Source organism: Flavobacterium urumqiense (assembly GCF_900108015.1).
Classification (GTDB): domain Bacteria; phylum Bacteroidota; class Bacteroidia; order Flavobacteriales; family Flavobacteriaceae; genus Flavobacterium; species Flavobacterium urumqiense.
Genome location: NZ_FNVP01000003.1, coordinates 72,570 through 94,675 on the forward strand (window position 1 = coordinate 72,570; position 22,106 = coordinate 94,675).

Below are 22,106 nucleotides of genomic sequence, written 5' to 3' on the forward strand. Positions count from 1 at the left end.
TTCTAATTATTTTCAATTATACTAATCTCTTCCTCACTCAAACCATATAACTCATACACCATTTTATCAATGGCTTTTTCGGTGGTTTCTATTTGTGATTTCAGGGTTTGAGCTTTGGTTTTGTTTTCTTCAAATAGATCTAGCCATTCGAACTCGTCTTTTTTGGAGAGCGGTGTTTGTCCTGATGTTTTAATGGCTTTATTAAGTTCCGTAATGAAATCAGCAAAGGTTAATTCGTTCCAGTTTTCAAGTTTTTTAGGCAGTTTTTCAAGTTTGTATTGTCCTGAAAAGTAATTTCCAAATTTTCTGTTTACTGCTTGCAAATCTTTATATAAAGTCAATATTTTATCGGTGTTTTCAATAAACGGAATTTGAGAATCCGGATTTATTTTTTTGATGGGAAACTTTCTCAAATCATTTAGAATGATTTTTGGAAATAATTTCCTAACCGATTTTGCTGTATTCTTCACAAAGTAATAGGACAACAATTTGCTGTTCAAAACTGCTAAGATATATTTCAAAGAAATGTTTGAGTTTGCTTTTTCTACGATAGCTATGTTACTTCTATTGTATAAATAAACAACTTCATCGTAGGTTGCGATTAAACATTTGGGATAATTTCCTGTAATTTCTCTTACGATAATTTTTTTACCATCAAACAAGTTAAATGTTCTAGGTGCAGCAAGGTGTTTGCCATATCTCAAATATGAACCTGCCCAACTTGTGAAATACCTTCCAACGTCTTTTCCGTCTAAATATTTATGTGTGTTATCATCAAATTTATAATCATAATCATAAGGTCTATTTATAACGTCTTCAGCTGATTGCTTAGGTTCACCTTTGTCTTTTTCGTATGCTTGCAGTCCTGCCTTAATCTTCACAAGACTATCCAATATTTCTGAATCCTTTATGATTTTTAGATTCAAATCATCGCTTTCTTCATCCAAAAAAACTTTAAATTCGAATCCTTCATTTTTAGAAAATTCCGTTTGTTTTTTGGTATGAGACAAATAGAATTCATTCCCATTGTTCAGCAATATTTGAACAGTATTTTCCTTTTTTGAACTTTCTTTTTCTGCCAATAAAATTACCGTTTCAACATTTGCTGTTTCAAATGAAAATCCTGCCAAATTGATTATTTGGTTTATTTTATTAGTTTCTAACAAAAACTTTCTCAATCCTTCGCCAGAATACATCATTAGCCAAGAATTTGGAATGATCAAACCATAAATTCCATTGTTTTTTATAAGATGAACTGATTTTTCAATGAATAACAAGTAAGTATTAATTTGGTATTTTGCCGAAACATATTTAGAAACAAAAAAATCCTTTTCTTCTTGACGAAAATTATCTCTTGCAAAAACATAAGGCGGATTTCCAATAATCACATCAAAACCTCCTTTGGCAAATACTTCCGGGAATTCATCTTTCCAGTTAAAGGCCTTGTCGTTGGCAATGGCTTTGCTGTCAATGAGCGAGTTGCCGCATTTGATGTTGTTGTTTAAACTTGTCAGTTTCCGTTTGGGTTGGGCCGTGCGCAGCCATAAAGAGAGTTTTGCAATCTCAATACTTTCTTCGTTAAGGTCCACACCATAGATGTTGTGTTCGAGGATTTGGTTTTCGATATCCGGGAAAGCAAAGCCCCCTCCAAACAATTGTTTGGTGAGTTCGTCTATATAGGCGTGTTCTCTAATCAGGAAATCCAATGCCTGGTTTAAGAAAGCACCCGAACCACAAGCGGGGTCACAAATGGTCAGTTCCAAGAGCCATTCGCGGTATTCTTTCAGTTGCTGTTCGAGTTTGATAATTGTTGTGGCCTGACGGTTCTTGCGGCCTTTGGCGTAATCTTCGTCAAGGATGCCTAATTCCTGTTTTTTCTCGGTGCAGAGTTTACCAACGGTATTGTCGACAATGTATTTGGTGATATATTTTGGGGTATAGAAAACGCCGTCTTTCTTACGTTTGGTTTTTTGCTTGTCGAAGTCGGTTCCCTCAATTTCGGCATTGACACTTTCGATTTCGTTTAACGAATGTTCGAAAATATGTCCTAAAATATTCACATCTACCTGACTTTCGAAATCATAGGTCGATAGTTTTTTGGTATGACGGTACAGCAATTCGCTATCAATCACAACCGCATCCAGAATGGTATCTGGCTGGAAGAGCCCACCATTATAGGCGAAAATTTCTTCTTTTTTGTCGGTACCTTTGCGCCCGGTATCGAGATAACGGAAGTATTGTTTGTAACGATCGTATAACGGCACATCCATATCCAAGTCAGCCAATGCTTTCCATTCTTTGAGAATGGTGTTGATGGAGTTGGGCGCCAATAAGCCACGGTCTTCAGCAAAAAGAATAAACAGAAAACGGTCGATCAGTTTTTGTGACTTTTTGAAAAGTGTGAGCTTGGAGGTTTTTTCGCTTAACTCCGTAAGCATTATATTATTCCTGTTTTGCTTGACCAAATCCCGGTATAACTCCCGTTTGAAAAGCGAATAATCGGCATAGAATTTTTTGGTGATATTTTCTTCTTCCACCACGGAAGCTTCTTTTATGCTGAGTGGTTTATTGGTCAGTATATTGTCTTTGGCCAGACAGAGGTAGAAGATCTCGAATTCACTGTGGGATAAGGTAAAGAGGTTGAATTCCTCGAAATCGACCGCATTGTTGATGTAGAACCTCAACTTCTCGAAGTTGGACGTAATCACATAAATACATCCGGTTTGATTGGCTTTGTAATCAAAGGCTTGTTGGCGGATGCTTTCCATGTCTTTGGTATTGGTGCCTTTGAGTTCGATAACGGCTAATGCGTTGCCGTCTTTCAAGATGGCACCATCGACTTTTTTAGAACCTTTTATATTTTTGAGTTCGGTGGTCAAGTTGAATTTTGGCGTTGGATTCAGCGTGTAGCCTAATATATCTACAAATAGCTCCCGTAGAAATCCTTCCTGGAATTGTTCTTCTTTGCTGTTGCGTATGTTTTCCTGAATGGCGGCATTATGAAAATACTTGCTGTATTTTTTATAAGCTTTCTGGACTTGGTCTGTATCTTGTTGGCTCAAATATTTTTTGAGCACGGAAGGCTGAAATAATGACATTGGTAACGCTTTTTTTTTTGAGAATCTAAAAATACACAATTTGAAAGTAGTGTAAGATTTTTGTTATTAACAAATTAGGTTGATAAAAACACAAACCATACAGTTCAAATTTGTATGATTTCTTCAAAACTAAGTTGATTAAATTAATTTGTCTTACGGTTTCCCACATTTTGAGAAAACAAATATCTAATTTGAAGTTAGTATTCATTTCGTTTGAATCAAGTTATAGTGTTTTGATTGTTCAAATGTAAATGAACGGCATTTTGTTGGATTTTACTATACCCACTTTTAGTGATATTGCTTTGCTATGTGGTATAAAAAAACTAGTGTTTTATCCAAATCACGTTAACGTGAAATTTTTATCACTTTAACGTGATTTTTTTGTTACGTTAACGCACTTTAACGTAATAAAGACGATGTATTCTTACAAAAATGATCTTTATTAGTGTGAAAAGCTAATCACGTCAACGTGTTTTTTTTTCACGTCAACGTGATTTTTAATATTTCGTCATAAAAATGCAGGGATGAATGCTCTACAATTTTTATACAAATTTCTGTATCATTAATGAAAATTATTTCTTTTGATTAACGCTTTCAAAACATCACTTTTTTTGTAACGAACCAAATTGCCTATGCGGTACGATTGAATGATATTTTTCTTTTCCCATACTCCTAATGTAACAAGTGAGACGGAAAGCATTTTCGAAGTTTCCTGCCTGGTTAGCAGTTTGTCTTCGTCAATATTTTGAATAGAAAGTAGTAGATCTTTTAATGCAAAAACAACTCCTTTAATTATTTCATCTTTGAAATCATCTGCATTAATGTTTTCAATTTGTAAAATTTCTCTTTTCATAATGTCTAGATTTTTAAATTCAGATTGATTAGCACGTAAAAATGATGATACTGATAAAAAGAATAAACAAGTATTTATAAGGAATTAAAAATCTAGTTGTTTTTAACTATTGTAATTTTTCAATTTGTATAAAGCAATTGAATAAAGCTGTTTCCAGTTTAATTTGAAGTAAATATTTTATTGTAGTTTTATAGAAGACTTTTAAATTGTATTGACGATAAATAGGCAAATAAAAAGTCTTTCGTTCGTCTAATTTTGATCGAATAACAAAGGTTTTAATCATCATTTCTTCAACTTGGTTGACTAAATGTTGACTAAAACCTTTGTTAAGTCCTGTAAACAGGCTTTAAAAGTGACCACGGTGGGATTTGAACCCACACGCCCTTGCGAGCACCAGCCCCTCAAGCTGGCAAGTCTACCGTTTCTCCACGTGGCCTTAAAAAAGAAAAGGTCAAGTAATAAATTACTCGACCTTTTGTGACCCGACTGGGGCTCGAACCCAGGACCCCATCATTAAAAGTGATGTGCTCTACCAACTGAGCTATCGAGTCAATGCTTCAAGGAAATTATGTGTTGATCACAAATTTGTGACCCGACTGGGGCTCGAACCCAGGACCCCATCATTAAAAGTGATGTGCTCTACCAACTGAGCTATCGAGTCATATTCTTTCCTTGAATGCGGGTGCAAATATAAGGACTTATTTTGGAGTTTTCCAAGCAATTTTATTATAAATTTGTCTTTTTTTAACAATAAATCTTAATGCCTTAATTTATAAGGTTTTATTCCATGAGAAAAATTATATTATTAGGCTATATGGGTTGTGGGAAGTCCACTATTGCTAAAACACTATCAAGAATCATCAGAACGCCGTTCGTAGATTTGGATGAATATATCGAAGAAAAAACAAATTTGTCTATAAGTGCCATTTTTGAAAAGCACGGTGAAATTTATTTTCGCAAAGTTGAACATGAGTCTTTTCTTGAATTACTAAATTCTTCGAAGGACATGATCATTGGTCTAGGTGGTGGAACACCTTGTTACGCTAACAATCACGAGTTACTAAAAGGAGAAAATGTACTATCGATATATTTGAGCGCATCAATAGCCACTTTATTTAATAGATTGTCTGCTAATAAAAGCAAAAGACCCCTTATCGCCAACAAAAATGATGAGGAGATGAAGGAGTTTATTGCGATGCACCTTTTCGAAAGAAGTTTTTATTACAATCAGGCGCAGTATAAAGTAAATGTAGATAATAAAACCGTTGATCAGGTTGTTCTTGACATTGTTAGTTTTTTAGCTTAAATACGCGTAGCTAGTGCCATCTTCGTCAAAAACGACTTGGACATGCTCCAATAAGGATGTAGAAAGGGATATTCCTTTGAAATCGGCTTTTACCGGATATTTTTTGTGGTTTCTGTCGACAAGAACTGCAGTTTTGAATTTTTTCAACGGCACGTCTATAAAATGTCTTACAGCGTAGATCAAAGTAGTGCCGGAGTTTAACACATCATCAACCAGAACCAATCCTTTATTTGAATAGTTTTCTTTTGACAAAGAGGTGTGAATAGGTAATTCTGGATTTTGTTTGTTGATTTGAACTTCGCAAAGCGATACTTTAAGCGAAGAAATGGTTTCTAAGGCTTGGGCAATTTTTTTGGCAAAAGTAAAACCGTTAGTAGCAATTCCAGCAATCACAATTTCTTCTTCATCTACAAATGTTTCGTAAATTTGGTAAGCAATTCTTTTTATTTTATGCTCAATTTCCTGATCAGTTAAGATAATATTTTTGTTCATTATGATATTTTTTTAAATAAAAAGACATTTGTTCTTTTCGCTGGATTTTATAATTTTAGTTTCTCTTCCTTTCGCTATTTCAAGGAGCAAGGAATCTCTTGTTTGATACTAATCATTTTCTTCGTCCTCATTCACGATTTCGTTCCCAAATTCGTCGATGTCTCTTCGATCTTTTTTGGTCGGTCTACCCGTACCATTTTTTCGGTAATGTTCTTTAGACAGTTTCAAAAGTTCTAAATGTTGATAGGTTTCGGCAGGAGTGTCATTTCTTCGATAAATATCAACGAGTTTAGCCCCGACACGATTTTCTGGAATATCTAGTACGGTAATTATTTGTGTGATTTGGTCTTTCCGGAATGTGATTTTATCTGTAGGAAAAACTTCCTTTGAAGGCTTGGCAACCAGCCCATTTACGGTTATATGGTTCTTTTTACAAGCTTCAGTAACCATATTTCTTGCCTTATAATATCGTACACACCATAAATATTTATCTATTCTCATAAATTTTCTAAAATCGGAGTTAAATAGTTTACAAAAATCAATCAATATTGTATCTTGCGCACTTAAAAAATTAGCTATAATGAACAAATTTAAGTATTATTTTATTTTAATGATTGGTGTTGTCTCTTTATTTTCATGTTCGAAGAATAATGATACACCGGAACTCACACCACCTAGAGATTATGCAGTACAATATGCTACTGATAATACCGACATTGAAGAATATTTAAAAACAAATTATATAACGGTTGTTAGTCACCCTGGATTTATAGACGATCAAGATATTTCGATTGTAAAAATTCCTGCAGGAGGCGCTCAAAAATCAATCTGGGATCAAACTAAATACGAGCTAAAAAGCAGAAATGTAAGTTTACACGATATTACTTATAAAATGTATTATTTAGTATTAAGAACAGGGACGGGAATTGCACCCTGTAATGCAGATGGTGTATTGACGTCATACAAAGGGGAGTATCTCCAACGTGTAACTACAGCAGGAGTTACTTCATTAATAGCAACTCCATTTGAAGAAGTTAAATATCCACAACAATTTTTTAGTTTATTTGGGGTTATCACAGGATGGAGCGAAATTTTCCCGCAATTCAAAACAGGTACTTATGCAGCAAATGTTGATGGAACAGTTGCTTACAATGATTTTGGCGCAGGTGTGATGTTTATTCCTTCAGGATTAGCCTACTATTCTGGTGGAAAGGGAACAATTCCCGCTTATGCTCCACTTGTATTTAATTTTAAATTGTACGAAATTCAACGATTGGATCAAGATAGTGATGGTATTCTGTCTTATCTAGAGGATGTGAATGGAGACGGTTACATGAGAGTTCTAGCAACAGGTGTTGTCAATCCTGATGATACGGATGGAGACGGTATCCCTAATTTTGCTGATGTTGATGACGATGGCGATGGCTATGGTACAAAAATTGAAATCAAAAACCCTGCTACTGGATTGTCTTACCCATTTGCAGATATTCCAAGCTGCAGTGGAAATACAACGGATGCTGCAAGAGTCAAAAAGCATTTAGATAAAAACTGTCACTAGTAAAAACTGACAATGCATAAAAAATCCAGTTCAGTCTATAGTTGAACTGGATTTTTTTGTAGTTTGAGATTATATTTAAAAGATATGAAATTGTTTGACTCAAGCTTTGTAAATTTAATTGCTTTGTTCCTCGCAAAGACTGGAAACTTGTATTGCGAGGAACAAAGCAATCACACTAAAAAAATCCCATTCGTTGGTACGAATGGGATTTCATATTTATTTATAAAGAAAAACTACTTTCTTTTAATAACTCTTTCTACTGCTTCAACAATTGCTTGATTGTTTAGTTTGTATTTTTCCATTAATTGTTCCGGTGTTCCTGATTCTCCAAAGCTATCATTTACAGCCACAAATTCTTGTGGAGCAGGTGTGTTCAATGCTAATACTCTAGAAACGCTTTCTCCAAGACCACCAAGAATGTTATGCTCTTCAGCAGTAACAATACATTTTGTTTTTGCCAATGATTTTAAAATCGCTTCTTCGTCAAGAGGTTTGATAGTATGAATATTGATTACTTCAGCCGAAATACCTTTTGCTTCTAATGCTTCAGCAGCAATCAAAGCTTCCCAAACCAAATGTCCTGTAGCAACAATGGTTACATCTGTACCTTCGCTTAAAAGTATTGCTTTTCCTATTACGAAAGGCTCGTCAGCTGGCATAAAGTTAGGAACAACCGGACGACCAAAACGCAAGTAAGCAGGACCATGATGATCCGCTAATGCTAGTGTAGCCGCTTTAGTTTGATTGTAATCACACGTATTGATTACTGTCATTCCAGGTAGCATTTTCATTAGTCCTATGTCTTCAAGGATTTGGTGTGTTGCACCATCTTCACCAAGAGTTAATCCTGCATGTGATGCACAAATTTTCACATTTTTCTCAGAATAAGCAACTGATTGACGAATTTGATCGTAAACTCTTCCAGTAGAAAAGTTAGCGAAAGTTCCAGTGAAAGGAATTTTTCCTCCAATAGTTAAACCTGCTGCGATTCCAATCATGTTTGCTTCAGCAATACCAATTTGGAAAAAACGCTCCGGATGATTTTTCTTGAAATCATCAAATTTCAATGAACCAATTAAATCCGCACAAAGTGCCACAACATTTTCATTGGTTTGACCTAGTTCAGTCATTCCCGCTCCAAAACCCGAACGAGTATCTTTACTTCCTGTATTTGTATATTTTTTCATTTTTCAATTTAAAGATTGAAATGATTTAAGAATTTAAAAATTATGCGTTTGACCACTCATAATTTATAATTCAAAATTCATAATTATTTTTAGTAGTCTGAATTGCTTCCAGTATTATAATTTTGTCCTAAAGCATTGTCAAGTTGCGCATCATTTGGTGCTTTACCGTGCCAAGCGTGAGTGTTCATCATAAAATCTACTCCGTTACCCATTTCAGTATGCAATAATACACAAACCGGTTTTCCTTTTCCAGTTCTTGATTTTGCATCTGTCATACCTGCAATAATGGCTTCAAGGTCATTTCCTTTTACAATTTCTAAAACATCCCAATCAAATGCTTCAAATTTTGCACGAATGCTCCCCATTGCTAAAACTTCATCAGTAGTTCCATCAATTTGTTTTCCGTTTAAATCGATTGTAGCAATAATATTGTCCACTTTTTTTGCAGAAGCATACATGATTGCTTCCCAGTTTTGACCTTCTTGTAATTCACCATCACCGTGAAGCGTATAAATAATATGGTTGTCACCATTTAATTTTTTTGCTTGAGCAGCTCCAATTCCTACTGATAATCCTTGTCCAAGAGAACCAGACGCAATTCTTACTCCGGGTAAACTGTCGTGAGTAGTTGGGTGTCCCTGTAATCTTGAATTAATCAAACGGAAAGTCGCTAATTCCGATACAGGAAAATAACCACTTCTCGCTAAAACGCTATAGAAAACTGGAGAAATATGTCCGTTTGAAAGGAAGAAAAGATCTTCTCCAATACCATCCATATCAAATCCTTCTTTGCGTTCCATCAAATTTTGGTACAAGGTTACAAGAAATTCAGTACAACCTAGAGAACCTCCGGGATGACCTGAATTGACAGCGTGAACCATTCGAAGAATGTCTCTTCTGACTTGGATAGTTAAATCGTTTAATTGTTGTGTGTTAGGCTTCATTTTGTGTGTAAAAGTTAAACTGCTGCAAATGTAATTTTTATTTAGGGTTACCGCAAACGTTTTTTCAATATTTAATGCACAATACGTTACAGCTTTGGATTGGTTGAATTAAGAATTTGAATGGTAAGTATCCAAAAAAAAGCCTGCGTAAGCAGGCTTTTTAGCAAATAGAGAAGTAGTAATAAATTACGGTTCTCCAGTTAAATTTTATTTTAAGTATTTGAAATTGTATCCGGTTTAAAAGCCTGCTTTTTGATAGCAGATAAAGCGATTCCAGAAAATCCAACATCCGTTTTTTTTCTTCATTAAGATTCATAGCGAGCACTTCTGTCACTTTATTTTCGCCCATAGTTTTTGCAAAAGCATGTAAAGTGCTATCGGTTGTAATTTCGTAAGGTTTTACCTTTTAATCCGCTGCAATAATCCCTGAGTCACGCACCATTCCAATATCCGTTTCTTTAAACAGATTATTAGTCTGTTTTAATATACGTTGCATGGCATAGGTCTCACTTTATTGGTTTTTTAAAGAGTTAACTAATTCTGGAGATGAATCATTTTTTACCATCTTTGTTATCGTTTTAGTCAATACTTTTTCTGCCCAATGAATGTCTTTTAATCCCACCTCAAATAAATCTATCAACCCATGTGCTGTATTCGATTTTGCTTATGCAACTCCTTTCAAAGGTTTGTTTTTACTAGTTTCAATTCTCATGATTGTTTCTTTTAGCGATTAATTTTCGTCAGTAATTTTAATGCTTCACCTTATAAACACATCATTTACTTTTCTACTACTACTATAGAAATAGATAAGGTATGTTTTAATCAATTGTAAATACGAATAGTATGATTTTTTTTAACCAACTCCCTTTATTGTTAGCAACTTTTACTTGGAAATTTTATTTTGAAGGCTGCTCCAGCCTCCACCGTTATAGACTTGAGAATAACCATTTGATTTCAAAATACTTTTAGCCGAAGCACTTCTCATTCCAGAAGCACAACAAGTAATGATCGTTTTATTTTTATCTTTTAATTGGGCTAAGTTGTTGCTTAAAATGTCTACCGGAATGTTTAAGCTACCTTTAATATGTCCGCCAGCATATTCGCCTTTGCTACGTACATCCAGAATAATAGCACCTTGTTTTACTAAATCGGTATAATCTGTTTTTGGTGCGAAACCAAATAATTGTTTAAGTATGTTAATCATTTTATTTAACTTGTTTTTGATTGATAATAATTTACATCCAGCCAGGAACCACCATTATAACATTCGATTCCGTGTTCTGTTAGAAAAAGTTGTGCCTGTCCACTTCTATTTCCTGATGCGCAACATAGTACGAGTGGTAATTTTAGATTTCGTAATTCTTCTACTCTTTGCGGAATCTCATTCAAAGGAATATTAATGGAATCTGCAACATGACCGCCCATAAATTCATCATGACTGCGCACATCTACAATGGTACCTAGTTTCTCTTGTATTATTTTTTCTATTTTCATTTGTTTTTTTTTTTAATTTAATAATTTTTGAGTAAAAAAATAAATTCTTTTGTTGAAATATATCTTTTGTAAAATTAAGGGATTTAATTTGTACAACGCAAAAGTAATACAATCAGAAGTGCGGTACAGTAACTTTTGTTACACAGCATATTTTTATTTAAAAGCTATCAATTTCAAAGTTTTTTTAAGGAGTTCCTTTTCTGCATAGGCGGATTCAAGTCATAAATGCAACTTGACCATAATTATTTAATCAATGTATAAATATTTCGTTTGGTTCATACTTTTCACTTTTTTGCTACTTGAGCAGCAACGGGGCAGATAGGAAGATATTGAAATTTTTAACGAAAAACAATAAAATTTTAGCAAATAGAAACTGTAGTGACTTGATGTCAATCGATGAAAAAACAACCAAATTACTGCTAATTAACTTTTCATTAATCAATTGTTTCGACATTATTTAGTACATTGCCACGAGTTAGAGGGTTTTAAAATTATGAAAACTTTTATGAATTCTAAGTAATTTTAAGGATTTTAGCTTTATTTATAACGAAAAATTTATTCTTTCATAGTAGGCTTTTCGAAAATTTGATAACAATAGTATTAATAAAATAAATATAAAATAATGTCAGAAAAAAACAAAAAACAATTTGGTGTTTGGATGGATTCACATCATGCAACGATTGTAGGTAGAGAAAATGTAGATTCAGGTGAGTTTGTAATATTGGGGCACGAAAAAGTTGATGCGCAAGGCAGTAATTCTAGCGAAAAAGCAGCTAATAATGCAGAAAGAGATTTACTTCACAAATTATTCAAAAATATCACCGCTCATATGCAAAATGTTGATGAATTACATGTGACTGGGACAGGTACTGCTCAGGAGCAATTTATTAAATATTTGAATGAGACTTCACAGTATAAAAATGTTGAGGCGAAAGAGAGTACTGCTAATAAAATGAGTGATGAAAGTTTAATTGAATATGTGGCTGCACAGTTTAACTAGTCGTTTATAACAAATGAAAAAAGCTGCTTTATTAGTGTAAAGCAGCTTTTTTTATATTTATTTTCGAAGTGAACGTTTATGCAAATTTCTAATTTTCGGAACACAGGTTGTATCACCCAACAAGTGGATCAAATTGGATCCGTAAAGTATTAGACTTGAATCGGTTTTGATTTTTTTGGCACGCTTCCAGCTTCTCGTTTCTTGATCAGAGGAACGGTAATATCAGCATCACTTTTATTGCTAGGATTTATAAATTCATTTTTTAAATCACGCCCTAACTTAATATGTTGCAATACATCGTCTTTCCGGTAATCATAAAATAGATTAAACGCTTTCTCAAAATCGGAATTTTCAGATAGATTGGTAGCTAGTATTTTGGCATCCAGAATAGCATTTGTTGTTCCCGCACTTGTAAATGGCAAGGCCTGATGTGCAGCATCACCTATTAAGACAACATTTTTTTTATGAAACGAGGGCAATAAATCAAAGTCGCGTGTTTTCCAGATATAACTCGTTTCAAAATTATTAGAATCTAAAATAGCTTTTGCTTCCGAAGAAAAGTCAGCTAACAAATGTTTTGAAAATAATTTTAATCCATCAGGATTTGTACCGTTATAATCCGTAATCGAAATGTCATATTGAATGAACCATACATACTCATTTTCCTCACAAGTGGGGATGAAACCAAAAGCCAGTCCTTTACCTTTATGTTGAAATTTATTAAAAGTATTAAAATAATTGGTTTCAATATCTGTGCATTTACAAACCCCTACAATTTCTAAAACTTCAACGGGTGTCGTTTCGACAGTACCAAAAACAGCTCGTCTAACCATTGAATTTCCACCATCGGCACCCACAAATATGTCACCATATTCAATCTCTCCATTCTTGAAAACAGCAGCGGTAACGTTATCATTTTCATAAATAAAATGTGAAAAATCTCTTCCGAGTTTAATATTTTTTTTTGGGAATAAATGGTAGAGATAGTTTATGAGGTCGACTCTTTTTATACAATTCCAATTGCTTAATTTTAAATGTTTTATTTCGTCCCCATCAGGTCTTTTTAAACTAAAGGAATTAATAGATTTATGTTTTACTTCTGGATCGGAGGCTATTTTTAGTTCATTTAAAACAACGATCGCGTCACTGTGCATTAAAAACGCATGCCCGTTGGTGGGTATCAATGTTCTTTCGGAAATTACGACTTCAATATTTTTTTTATTTAAAAAAATACCAAGGGTTAATCCCGCAATTCCTCCCCCAATAACAACTACTTTCATATCGCGTGGATTGTGTTTTTAATTCTAAAAAAAGCTTCTTTTAGTATCTCCTCAGAAGTGGCAAAACTCATTCTAATATGACCGTTTGCACCTTCGCCAAACCATTCTTTAAGACCGGGAACTATTGCAACTTTAGCATTGTTTAATAATAAATCATGAATTTCCTGGCTTGATTTCTGAGTACCTTTAATGTCTGCAAAAGCAACATAGCAACCGTCAGGAGCAGTACATTTAAAACCAGGAGTTGTATTTATTTCAGCAACAACCAGATCTCGCATACGGTGTAAATGAGAAATAAAATTTTGAAGCCAGTAATCACATTCATTCAAGGCAGTTGCCACTGCAACTTGCGAAATTATATTTGCACCGTGAATCGTTGCATTGTGGAGCGAGCTATCCATTAATTTTTTGAAATGTAATGCATTAGAAGCCATTACAGTGCCTATTCTTAGTCCCGCTAAACCATAAGATTTACTATATCCCGTTACGGTAATTGTCCGGTCTCTGATTTCCTCGTTGATGGAAGCCATACTGATAAATACTTTTGGTGCATAAACGATGTCACTCCAGATTTCATCGGACAAAATGATAAGGTTGTATTTACAGGCTAATTGCCCAATATGATATAATTCTTCTTTGGTGAAAACTTTTCCGGTAGGGTTTAAAGGATTGCACAAACAAATCATTCGGGTTTTTGGATTAATCAATTTTTCGAATAATTCAAAATCCATATTATTAATAGTAGTTCCAATAGGAAAAGGAACCGCAACGCCACCAATCGCTTCAATTGAATACCGAAAAAGGAAATCTACTGGATCAAAAATAATGGCTTCATCACCGGTTTTAAGGAACGTTTTGCAGATTAGATAGATCCCATAAGCAGCACTATCCACTGGAATTATAAAGGCAGGATTTGCCGGTATATTTCTTTTTTTTTGAAAAAAAGCAGCGACACTTTCTTTGAATTCTGGCATTCCTTCAGGATGACCGTAACTAAAATAGCGCTCTTTCGCAAAACGAGCTATAGATTCTGCGATTTCTGGAGCGCACGGGAAATCGGGGTCAGCAGCGGTCAAGGGAATTACGCCGTCAGGCACTGATGCCCAACGCAGGTTATGCGCTCTTTTTTTTAAAATTTCAGAATTTATAGAACTATGATTGAACATAGATGGTTTTTTTAGGTTAATATAGTTGCTTATAAATTGGGGTTATAAGCATAATTGAAAGTTTTATTTAAAATATAGTCGATTGCTTTTAATTGTCGATTATGTCAATTATTTTGTTTAATTTATATTATATAAAATTACAATATTTCCTACAAATTAAATATCAAAGTAAATATAAGATTTATTGTATAGAAATGAATACTGTAAAAATAAATTTGCTTGATTTTATATTTTTTTTAATAACGACTGTATTATTGCAGTTTTTTATTACAGTTAAAAGAATTACGGCGTAACCTACTAATGATGGGGCTAGTCATTTTAATTTAATTTTATTGATTAATAATTGGATTTAAAAAAAATGAAAAATACAATTGTCCATACATAAATGTCATTTGACTATATATAAACGACAATTGTTTAAAAGTTGATTTTTTATTGGTCGCTGTACTTTAAATTTACAGTTCATAATTGATTATTTATTGTTATTAAAAGTATTATAAGTCCGTTAAAGGAGTGTATCTGCATGGAAAAATTATTAACAACACTGCAATTAAATTGTAGAGCTGACTTATTTTTAGATTAAATTGTTATGGGTTATTTCATACTTTGACCTAGAATAAAGCAGTTTTGACTTTCTAAAGTTGAGGCTGTTTTTAGTTAAGTTTAATTTCTTTCTGCTAGTTTTCTACAAAATGAACGAGAATGTACAATTACCCCATTTTAGAATCATATGAGGCGAAAAGTCTACCAGATTTGATTAGACTCTCATAAACAACTACCGAACTTTAAATAAAAAAAACTGCATAAAAAAACCACGTAAATAAAGAGTATCGTCGTGGTTTTTTATTTGTATTATTTGTTCTCATTGTTTACGCAAAGTTGAGAAGTTTTCGAACATTTCGCAGGTTGAATTATTCCCCCATCAATCTGTTTAATTCTTATAGAAAGAGCTAATTTGCTGTAAATGTTGTTCAGTTTGGTATTTGTTAAAGTTGTCCCATTTAGGAGGAAGACTTGTTTTTTCTCCATACATAGAATCAATGCAAACGTTGTTGTCTTTGTACTTTTCATGTAAAACTTCCAAAATTTTAAAGAAAAATTCGTCTAACAATACTATCGCTTGAAATTCGGTTTTTAACGTGTTATATTTACTGTCAGATGGATTAAGTAATTGTAACAAATCTAAAACTTCATCCTTTTCAACTTCGTTTAGTTCCGTTAAATAACCGTATTTTAAAGTTTTAAAAACTAAATTATTCCAAGCTACGCTATCATGTCCCCATTTGACATCTGGTAATTTTAGCGCATGTTCACAAATTAGAATAATGGAAAAAAGAACATCATTTAAATACTTTGCCGGGAATTCATCAAAGCTTCTAAATTCAAAACCACTTTGATACATTTTTTCCTGATTGAAATCAAGACCCACTTCCGAAAGCAATTCATATTCCATCTCTGACTGAATTTGATCTCTCCACCAAATATTTTCTTCTTTTTCAAACTTTAACAGCTTTCTAAAATCATCGACATTGTATGTTAGAATCTTTCCTTTAGGCATCGATTTGTTATAAGTGCCTACGCCAATATAACGAGACATAGCATTTCTCATAGAACCCAAAGTGAATTTTTTGTCTAAATCATACTTAGTACTTATCACTCCCATAATATCGGGGCTTCCTAAAGTTGCTATAAAAAAAGGTTCAAACCATTGCAGCAAATAGATGGCGTTGGCGTGTGTTTTATCAAAATCTTTATAATCTACGATCCTGCTATTTTCTGTCAGTGTAGGTAAAGTAATGTGAAAATGGTACGTCCCATTGTTAAACAAAACAAGGTTTTCCTGATTGGTCATAAACATATTAAGACCATTGTTGTAATCTGGAAAATTTAATTTTTCTTTAATAACCTTTGATTCGTTTATAGTATCTAGGAATAACTTTTTAGTCGCTTTTAACTCTTTACAAGAATCGACGATAGTTCGGTTTTCAAAGTATTTTGTTACAAATTCGATCGAATCACCATCAAAATGTACGGAACCCATCGTTTTATTTCTTTGAGTAATCATACTTTGAATATTATAGGGTTGGTCCTCAAGAAAAAGTTCCATGATGGACTTTCCTAAATATTCCGGATTTTCAATTGGCGGGAGAGTCTCAGCTGTAGTATCTGTGTTCTCAAATAATGGCTTTACAGCTGATAAAGTTTTGTGCTGATAGTTTATATCTAATTTTTCTAAGGAATGACTGTTCATCATTCTGCTCACTTTATAATTTTCATTCAGGCAAAAAGCTTTTTTTAATACAGGAGCTATGCTTTCCGGTTTATAGCATTTTCTGTAATCAATACTATATTTCTCAAAACCAATTTTTTCTTGTATAAATTCACCAGATACTATTAAGGATTCTTCAAATTGCATGTAGGTTTCGTTTTCTAATCCAATTCCCCAATAATATTTTTTTGTCTGATTTTCTTTCATTTATACTAATTCTTTTTTTTTAATGGTTAAGTAACTTTATTTTTATTTTTTTATTTGTAAACAGGATTTAATCCGTTGTAAGCCGCTTAAAAACAATGTTTTAGTATTTTAAGCGTAATTGTTTGCAATCCTTAATTTTTTTTCTATCTTTTAAACGAAAGGAGTTAAATTTCGGTTTCAGAAATCGTGCATTAGTGTCAACTGAACTATTGATAAAAAGTCAAATTTTATAATGTAGTTATAAATCAGGGTTGATTTTAATTACTTTTATATCAATAATTTAAGTAGATGAATAACTTAATTCCGGTTTTTGCTATTCTCATATTTTTCAAGTTGCAAAAGTACTTAATTATTATGTCATTTCCAAGAGGTTAATGGCACTATAATTACCGAGAAAGAAGGAAGTCAATTTTAGGATTATTTGAAGTGGTACTGCATTTATAAGACAGTTGTTATTTATATTAAAAACCTATTTTTGTCCTTTCAAATGCGTTAGTGTTAGTATAGCTCAAGAAAATGTGGTGTGTTCGATCAATCGGATTTACTGCGACCCCATTTAGTCATGATAGTAAAACACGTAGGAGGAATATAGCTCATCATTCCACCAGTCTTTCTTAATTTCCGAAAAGTAGTTGTAATTTGATTTTCCTGCTTGTGATTGTAAAGGATATACCACAACACCATTTTCTCTATAGGCACGATTCAAATCCGTTTCAGGAACAACAGGAACAATATGGCCGGAGAGTCCTTTTTCTTTCCTTTTGGCACAAATTATTCCAACTCCTCCATTGAAGTTTACTTTATTTTGAATTTCATCAACATCAAACATCCTTTTCCAACCAAAACTAGCTCCCCATTTCAAAAACCAATCGTGTATGGCACTAGAATAAATATGATCTACGGTTTCCCCATAAATAGCTTCCACTTCTTGTCCGTCTAATACTTTTTGCAGCGCGTCATCTGTCCACCAAACAGTAGGAACATAAACTCTAGAGAAATAGCAATAATCGAAAGTGTACACATTACAATACGTATCTTCTATTGTTCTTTGGTATCGAATATTTGTAGCAACATCGAGCTTCTTTATAAGTCGAGCAATACTCTCTCGCTTGGTCATTGGGTTAGTCAAATCTCTATATGGAATGCTGGAATCACTAATGGGTTTGCACCTCATTAGCATAGAATCTAACCGTGATGCGGGATCCGGTAAAAGATTGGCAATCTTCATTTTGGAATTCGGTATTGAATCGTCAACTATTGGCTCAAAGGGAGCCGAAACGGTATCTTTCTTCATTTTGACTGATTTGATTTATTAGTTTAGCGCTTTGTAACCTGAATATTTTTATCAAGAAGCTGTTAAACTAAGTATTTTTGTAAAAAAAAGAGCTGTTGCATAGAGAAACCCTCAAAGCATCTTTATTTATTATTATCTTTTTTAAAAAATAAATGTAATAAAAAAAACTAAAAGAGGAAATATAATTCGGTTATAAATTTAAAATATTGATAGGTGTCAATTGCTGTCATGATTAGATTATGAAGTAAAAAAAGAAAAAAAACGAGCTGAAATGAGGCTTATTGTTGTGATTCTTGGTGGTGGATTTGTTTGCGTACAATCAAAATAATATTAGTTCCATCTGTACGTCAAATAATTAGTCTTGTTAAAAATGTTTTTATTCCTTTTCGCTTTCAACTGCTTCTTTCACTTTATGTAATACCATTTGCCAATTTTCTGTTGAATGTTCCTTTTCTTTTTCTGTCGAAATATTATCTTAGGTAACAGCTGTGACAGTTTTGTCGTCTCGATCCGTTATTTTATATGTCACTAAATTATAATTCTTTGGCTTAACTTTTTTTCACGACATAGAACTCAAATAAGTACTTTGCAATATTTTTTGCGGTTTTAGTTTTTTGATTATTCCTTTGTCCTAGTGCTTTTTTTCTCACATTCATCACTAATGGTTTCGGACTTTGCTTTCGGGCGGGTTGGGAACAAGCTTCAATTTTTCACGAAAGTTTAGTAGTAACATCTCCAAGTCTCTGTGTCAGGCTGCCATATGTAAAACCCATGGTAGCGGTTCGTTGTTTTCTCAAACCGTTTCTCTGATTATTTTTTTTCAAAATTTAGTAAGGGCAGAACCCTTATGAGCTGCAATATGATCCGTCTTGTTGCTTTTTATTTCATATTGAGGCTCTTCTTCCGTAGCGTGGTGTGTATACCCTTTGTAATCGAAGTCTTTTGTATGTATTTTAATGATAGTTCCAGAAACTCTACCCGCTTCGGAGTTCCAGCTTACTTTGTCGCTTATTTTAAATTTTGTTTCCATAAACTGATTTTTTAATTGCAAATCTAAATTTCATCAGAATAAAATACATTGCCATCAACTATTCTTGCTGGGGAAGTGTATTTATGTTCCTGAACTTTTCCTTTTGCCATAATATGTAATACCGCCCAACCTTTTGCTTTTAAATAGTCGGACACCATCGAACGGTGACACCTCCACCAAACCGCCTCCGAGCACATATAAGCCGTGGGCTGTTCTAAAGCTATTTGTTCCAGTTTCACAATGGCATTTGCGAATTCTATGGTTTCCATATAATCAGCATAACCTCTGAAAGAATCATTGTTCCAGCGGTTGTTTTTTGAGTCTTTTTTCATTTTCCTTCTTCCTCCCAAATCGACCAAATGTATATATTGTATTCCAGTTTTAGCTAAGGATATTTTTATGTTTTCCAAGTCAAATTGTGGGAACCTGCGTGAGCCTGGGAACCTGCGTATGTCGACAAGAATTTTAATGTCAAAAGAACAAAGCATATTTAAAAATTCATCCAGACTATGAGTCGAATGTCCTATGGAATAAATGGTATATGTTGCTAATTTATTCATTTGGGATTGTTTAAGGCCAAAATATATTTGTCGATATACAGTTGTTTTTCTTTAGATTTATATTGCTGGATATATCTTGGATGTTCAAGGATTATTAAACCTTCAAACAACTTTGCTTCTTTGTTTAGCTTTTGGATAAATGCTGCATTTTTTTTCCCCAGCACAAAAACCTCGGAAGTATCTAATCCCAAACTGATGTGTTTTTTCAAAGACAAAATCATAAAATCTTTCACCATTTCAAAAAGAATAGAATCGTCATAATAATTGGCATTAATCCATTTGCCGGTTTTTGTTTGCCGGATAATTGCTAAAGGAAAGGGAGAGTTGATATAGAAATCTTGGTAGAAATTTTTTGCTCCGCCATATTCGGCAATCATCTCATACATAAAAACAGAAGAAACTTCGTGCGTATTAGCCGATTGCATTTTGAAACCGCAAGCACTTTCCAGTCGTTTTGTATCCGTAAATGGCACACCCGTTACCCCAGCGCCGTGACGGCTCGGGTTGATACCAACAATAAATCTTCTCTGTTTTGAATCGTTATAATATTTGTGATAAAACTGTTGCATCACTTCCATTGTTTCAGGATTATCCAAGTAAGGATTCAGCACCTGAAAACCCTCTGGTAATTTGCCTAAATAGTGTAAATGGCGGTTGAAATCAATCACTTTATCTGCAAAGGTTTTTGGCATTATGATTTATTTTATTTTTGTATCCTGCAAACTCTTTCAATATATTTATCGAAGTACAAAGATGCAAAGTTTCTATTGTAGCCTATCGGTTTTTGCTATTTGATTCCATCTTTTTAGGCTTGTCGATTGGCTACATTCAAGTATGTTGACTTACAGTGACCAATATATTATTTTGCTGCAAGAGGTTTTTGACTAAGTTAAGATTTTCTTCTGGTTAAACACTATTAATTCAAGTACAAAACCAATTTAGTATTATTCCGAAAACCTAAATCCGGCAAAACCGCTGCTGTGCGTGCGTTTTTATTTTGCTCTCAAAATTCCATTTAGAATTCCATAATATAATGAGTTGTAATATTCTCTTACTCCAGAGTAAGTTATGTATACCGCTTTACATTTTTAACATAGTAATTTGTCAAAAACTGGGAATCCACCGTCTATAAATTTATTAAATAATCCTATATTGTAGAATTTTTTTAATTCTTCATATAATTCATTTTCTATTTTATTAGAATGTCCAGTCCAGCAATTATCTATTTGGTTTTGATAATTTATTTTCAATATATCATCACATTTTTTGCAATGGAATAAATAATTTTTTGAATTATTTTTCATTTCAGATGTGAAATCTGCTTTCTTTCCGATATGAGCCTTTTCAATTTCTTCAAAAATCATCTCTTGTATAATAAAATTTTCGTTTTTTGTTTTGGTCACTCAAAATGACGCATAACTTTCTGGTACCAAAGCGGGTTTGGGATTAAATTAAGCCCATTCTTCTGATTTGCCAAATCATCCCAAATACAAAACCATTTTCCCATTAAGCCAATTGCCCAAATCCGTTATAGTAGCTTTTAGCGGTTCGGGCTTTTGCTCTTAATATGCTTTGCTTTCTTGTTGTAAATGTTATTGTGCCAAAGTGAAAATATTTACGTTAGGGTTTTCTTTGTCCCTTTCTAATGATTTTACAAAATTGAATTTTAACAGAAGATAGGTTGAATTCTGATTCTCATAGTGTGTAAAGGCGAGTATTTTTTTAAACTTTAAAGTCTGAAACACGTAGTCAATTACTACTTGAGCCGCTTCTTTCATTATTCCTTGTCCTTGAAATTTTGTCATAAGTTCATATCCGATTTCGCAACTATTTTTTTCGTTTGAAAAGTCAAAAAGACAAATTATTCCAACAAATTTTTTTGTCCTTGTCAAGCTAATTACCCAATAAATTGAGCTGTTATTTTTAATGTTATCATTAACGTTCTTAATAAATTTTATTGCATCATCAATTGCCTTGCTTGGTTCTCTGTCAAGATATTTGTTTATTTTTATGTCTGAACGCAAAGCAAAAATATTTTGAGTGTCATCAATTGATAATTGTCTAAGAGTTAACCTTTCAGTTGTCAAAATTGGAAAAGGGGTGAAATTTCTGTTTACCATTCTGTCATATTTACTTTGTCTACGTAGTGGTGTCGTAGCCTGACCGCTAACGTCAGTTCGTCTAAAAACCTTCAAACGAACTGTATTAAGTTAATTATTAAGTAAATATATATGATTTAAGCTACAATAAAAATTCTTTCTGAGAAAAGTCGGTTGATAATTCGTAAAATAAAACAATCCATAAAAAGCGGTGTTAGAACCCCAAAATACTAAAACAATACTTTTAGATATTGTTTTAGTAGGTTTTG

At 33.3% G+C, this 22,106-nt stretch carries 22 protein-coding genes and 3 tRNA genes; 3 read left to right on the top strand and 22 right to left on the bottom strand.

The window, feature by feature from the left end; translation table 11 throughout:
* Nucleotides 1-2: 2 nt before the first annotated feature.
* The 5 genes from C4S35_RS05240 to C4S35_RS05265 form a co-directional block, all read right to left on the bottom strand.
* On the bottom strand, nucleotides 3-3,098 hold the full coding sequence (locus C4S35_RS05240; protein WP_103999172.1) for an Eco57I restriction-modification methylase domain-containing protein: 3,096 nt from the start codon (nucleotides 3,096-3,098) through the stop codon (nucleotides 3-5).
* 562 nt (nucleotides 3,099-3,660) lie between these two features.
* Nucleotides 3,661-3,951, bottom strand: a complete 291-nt coding sequence (locus C4S35_RS05245; RefSeq protein ID WP_103999173.1) for a helix-turn-helix domain-containing protein — start codon at nucleotides 3,949-3,951, stop codon at nucleotides 3,661-3,663.
* A gap of 353 nt (nucleotides 3,952-4,304) precedes the next feature.
* A tRNA-Leu gene (locus C4S35_RS05255) sits at nucleotides 4,305-4,387 on the bottom strand.
* A gap of 42 nt (nucleotides 4,388-4,429) precedes the next feature.
* Nucleotides 4,430-4,502 (bottom strand) — tRNA-Lys (locus C4S35_RS05260).
* A 37-nt stretch (nucleotides 4,503-4,539) separates the two neighbouring features.
* A tRNA-Lys gene (locus C4S35_RS05265) sits at nucleotides 4,540-4,612 on the bottom strand.
* 126 nt (nucleotides 4,613-4,738) lie between these two features.
* Between C4S35_RS05265 and C4S35_RS05270 the strand changes: the two genes are divergently transcribed.
* The gene (locus C4S35_RS05270; RefSeq protein ID WP_103999175.1) at nucleotides 4,739-5,257 is read left to right on the top strand and encodes a shikimate kinase; all 519 of its coding nucleotides are present in this window, start codon (nucleotides 4,739-4,741) and stop codon (nucleotides 5,255-5,257) included.
* Here C4S35_RS05270 and C4S35_RS05275 read toward each other — a convergent pair.
* Nucleotides 5,249-5,749 (bottom strand): phosphoribosyltransferase family protein, encoded by a 501-nt coding sequence (locus C4S35_RS05275; RefSeq protein WP_103999176.1) that lies wholly within the window; start codon nucleotides 5,747-5,749, stop codon nucleotides 5,249-5,251. The two genes, C4S35_RS05270 and C4S35_RS05275, sit on opposite strands and share 9 nt — an antisense overlap.
* Nucleotides 5,750-5,857: 108 nt before the next feature.
* Nucleotides 5,858-6,250 (bottom strand): RNA-binding S4 domain-containing protein, encoded by a 393-nt coding sequence (locus C4S35_RS05280; protein WP_103999177.1) that lies wholly within the window; start codon nucleotides 6,248-6,250, stop codon nucleotides 5,858-5,860.
* A 79-nt stretch (nucleotides 6,251-6,329) separates the two neighbouring features.
* Here C4S35_RS05280 and bamM point away from each other — a divergent pair, with 79 nt between their 5' ends.
* On the top strand, nucleotides 6,330-7,307 hold the full coding sequence (gene bamM, locus C4S35_RS05285; RefSeq protein WP_103999178.1) for a BamM family beta-barrel-assembly machinery protein: 978 nt from the start codon (nucleotides 6,330-6,332) through the stop codon (nucleotides 7,305-7,307).
* A 233-nt stretch (nucleotides 7,308-7,540) separates the two neighbouring features.
* Here the strand turns inward: bamM and C4S35_RS05290 are convergent, their stop codons facing one another.
* The 6 genes from C4S35_RS05290 to C4S35_RS05310 form a co-directional block, all read right to left on the bottom strand.
* Nucleotides 7,541-8,494, bottom strand: coding sequence for a transketolase family protein (locus tag C4S35_RS05290; protein WP_073211002.1), 954 nt, complete (start codon nucleotides 8,492-8,494; stop codon nucleotides 7,541-7,543).
* A gap of 89 nt (nucleotides 8,495-8,583) precedes the next feature.
* A complete protein-coding gene (locus C4S35_RS05295) occupies nucleotides 8,584-9,438 on the bottom strand; it encodes a transketolase (protein WP_103999179.1) in 855 nt (284 codons plus the stop codon).
* 160 nt (nucleotides 9,439-9,598) lie between these two features.
* On the bottom strand, nucleotides 9,599-9,787 hold the full coding sequence (locus C4S35_RS16310; protein WP_425269138.1) for a hypothetical protein: 189 nt from the start codon (nucleotides 9,785-9,787) through the stop codon (nucleotides 9,599-9,601).
* A gap of 162 nt (nucleotides 9,788-9,949) precedes the next feature.
* Nucleotides 9,950-10,060 carry a hypothetical protein gene (locus C4S35_RS16315; RefSeq protein ID WP_425269140.1) on the bottom strand — a complete coding sequence of 37 codons (111 nt, stop codon included), beginning with the start codon at nucleotides 10,058-10,060 and terminating at the stop codon, nucleotides 9,950-9,952.
* Nucleotides 10,061-10,321: 261 nt separating this feature from the next.
* Complete coding sequence (locus C4S35_RS05305; RefSeq protein WP_103999181.1) at nucleotides 10,322-10,642, bottom strand: rhodanese-like domain-containing protein; 321 nt, start codon at nucleotides 10,640-10,642, stop codon at nucleotides 10,322-10,324.
* Nucleotides 10,643-10,647: 5 nt separating this feature from the next.
* Nucleotides 10,648-10,932: a rhodanese-like domain-containing protein gene (locus C4S35_RS05310; RefSeq protein ID WP_103999182.1), complete on the bottom strand. Its 285-nt coding sequence runs from the start codon at nucleotides 10,930-10,932 to the stop codon at nucleotides 10,648-10,650.
* A gap of 622 nt (nucleotides 10,933-11,554) precedes the next feature.
* On the opposite strand from C4S35_RS05310, the gene C4S35_RS05315 reads away from it, so the two are divergent.
* Entirely contained in the window at nucleotides 11,555-11,932 is a 378-nt protein-coding gene (locus C4S35_RS05315; protein WP_103999183.1) for a hypothetical protein, read from the top strand.
* 149 nt (nucleotides 11,933-12,081) lie between these two features.
* Here C4S35_RS05315 and C4S35_RS05320 read toward each other — a convergent pair whose 3' ends face one another.
* The 9 genes from C4S35_RS05320 to C4S35_RS05360 form a co-directional block, all read right to left on the bottom strand.
* Nucleotides 12,082-13,212, bottom strand: coding sequence for an FAD-dependent monooxygenase (locus C4S35_RS05320; protein WP_103999184.1), 1,131 nt, complete (start codon nucleotides 13,210-13,212; stop codon nucleotides 12,082-12,084).
* Entirely contained in the window at nucleotides 13,209-14,378 is a 1,170-nt protein-coding gene (locus tag C4S35_RS05325; protein ID WP_103999185.1) for a pyridoxal phosphate-dependent aminotransferase, read from the bottom strand. Before C4S35_RS05325 ends, C4S35_RS05320 begins: the two co-directional genes overlap by 4 nt.
* A 931-nt stretch (nucleotides 14,379-15,309) precedes the next feature.
* Nucleotides 15,310-16,854, bottom strand: a complete 1,545-nt coding sequence (locus C4S35_RS05330; protein ID WP_103999186.1) for a hypothetical protein — start codon at nucleotides 16,852-16,854, stop codon at nucleotides 15,310-15,312.
* A 556-nt stretch (nucleotides 16,855-17,410) separates the two neighbouring features.
* Nucleotides 17,411-18,148: a hypothetical protein gene (locus tag C4S35_RS05335; protein WP_103999187.1), complete on the bottom strand. Its 738-nt coding sequence runs from the start codon at nucleotides 18,146-18,148 to the stop codon at nucleotides 17,411-17,413.
* An 820-nt stretch (nucleotides 18,149-18,968) separates the two neighbouring features.
* Entirely contained in the window at nucleotides 18,969-19,178 is a 210-nt protein-coding gene (locus C4S35_RS05340) for a hypervirulence associated TUDOR domain-containing protein (RefSeq protein WP_103999188.1), read from the bottom strand.
* Nucleotides 19,179-19,201: 23 nt separating this feature from the next.
* Nucleotides 19,202-19,738, bottom strand: coding sequence for a DUF488 domain-containing protein (locus C4S35_RS05345; RefSeq protein WP_103999189.1), 537 nt, complete (start codon nucleotides 19,736-19,738; stop codon nucleotides 19,202-19,204).
* On the bottom strand, nucleotides 19,735-20,430 hold the full coding sequence (locus tag C4S35_RS05350; protein ID WP_103999190.1) for an SMUG2 DNA glycosylase family protein: 696 nt from the start codon (nucleotides 20,428-20,430) through the stop codon (nucleotides 19,735-19,737). Before C4S35_RS05350 ends, C4S35_RS05345 begins: the two co-directional genes overlap by 4 nt.
* Before the next feature lie 396 nt (nucleotides 20,431-20,826).
* Entirely contained in the window at nucleotides 20,827-21,102 is a 276-nt protein-coding gene (locus tag C4S35_RS05355) for a hypothetical protein (RefSeq protein WP_146059515.1), read from the bottom strand.
* Nucleotides 21,103-21,330: 228 nt separating this feature from the next.
* Nucleotides 21,331-21,933: a GNAT family N-acetyltransferase gene (locus C4S35_RS05360; RefSeq protein WP_244175198.1), complete on the bottom strand. Its 603-nt coding sequence runs from the start codon at nucleotides 21,931-21,933 to the stop codon at nucleotides 21,331-21,333.
* Nucleotides 21,934-22,106: the final 173 nt, after the last annotated feature.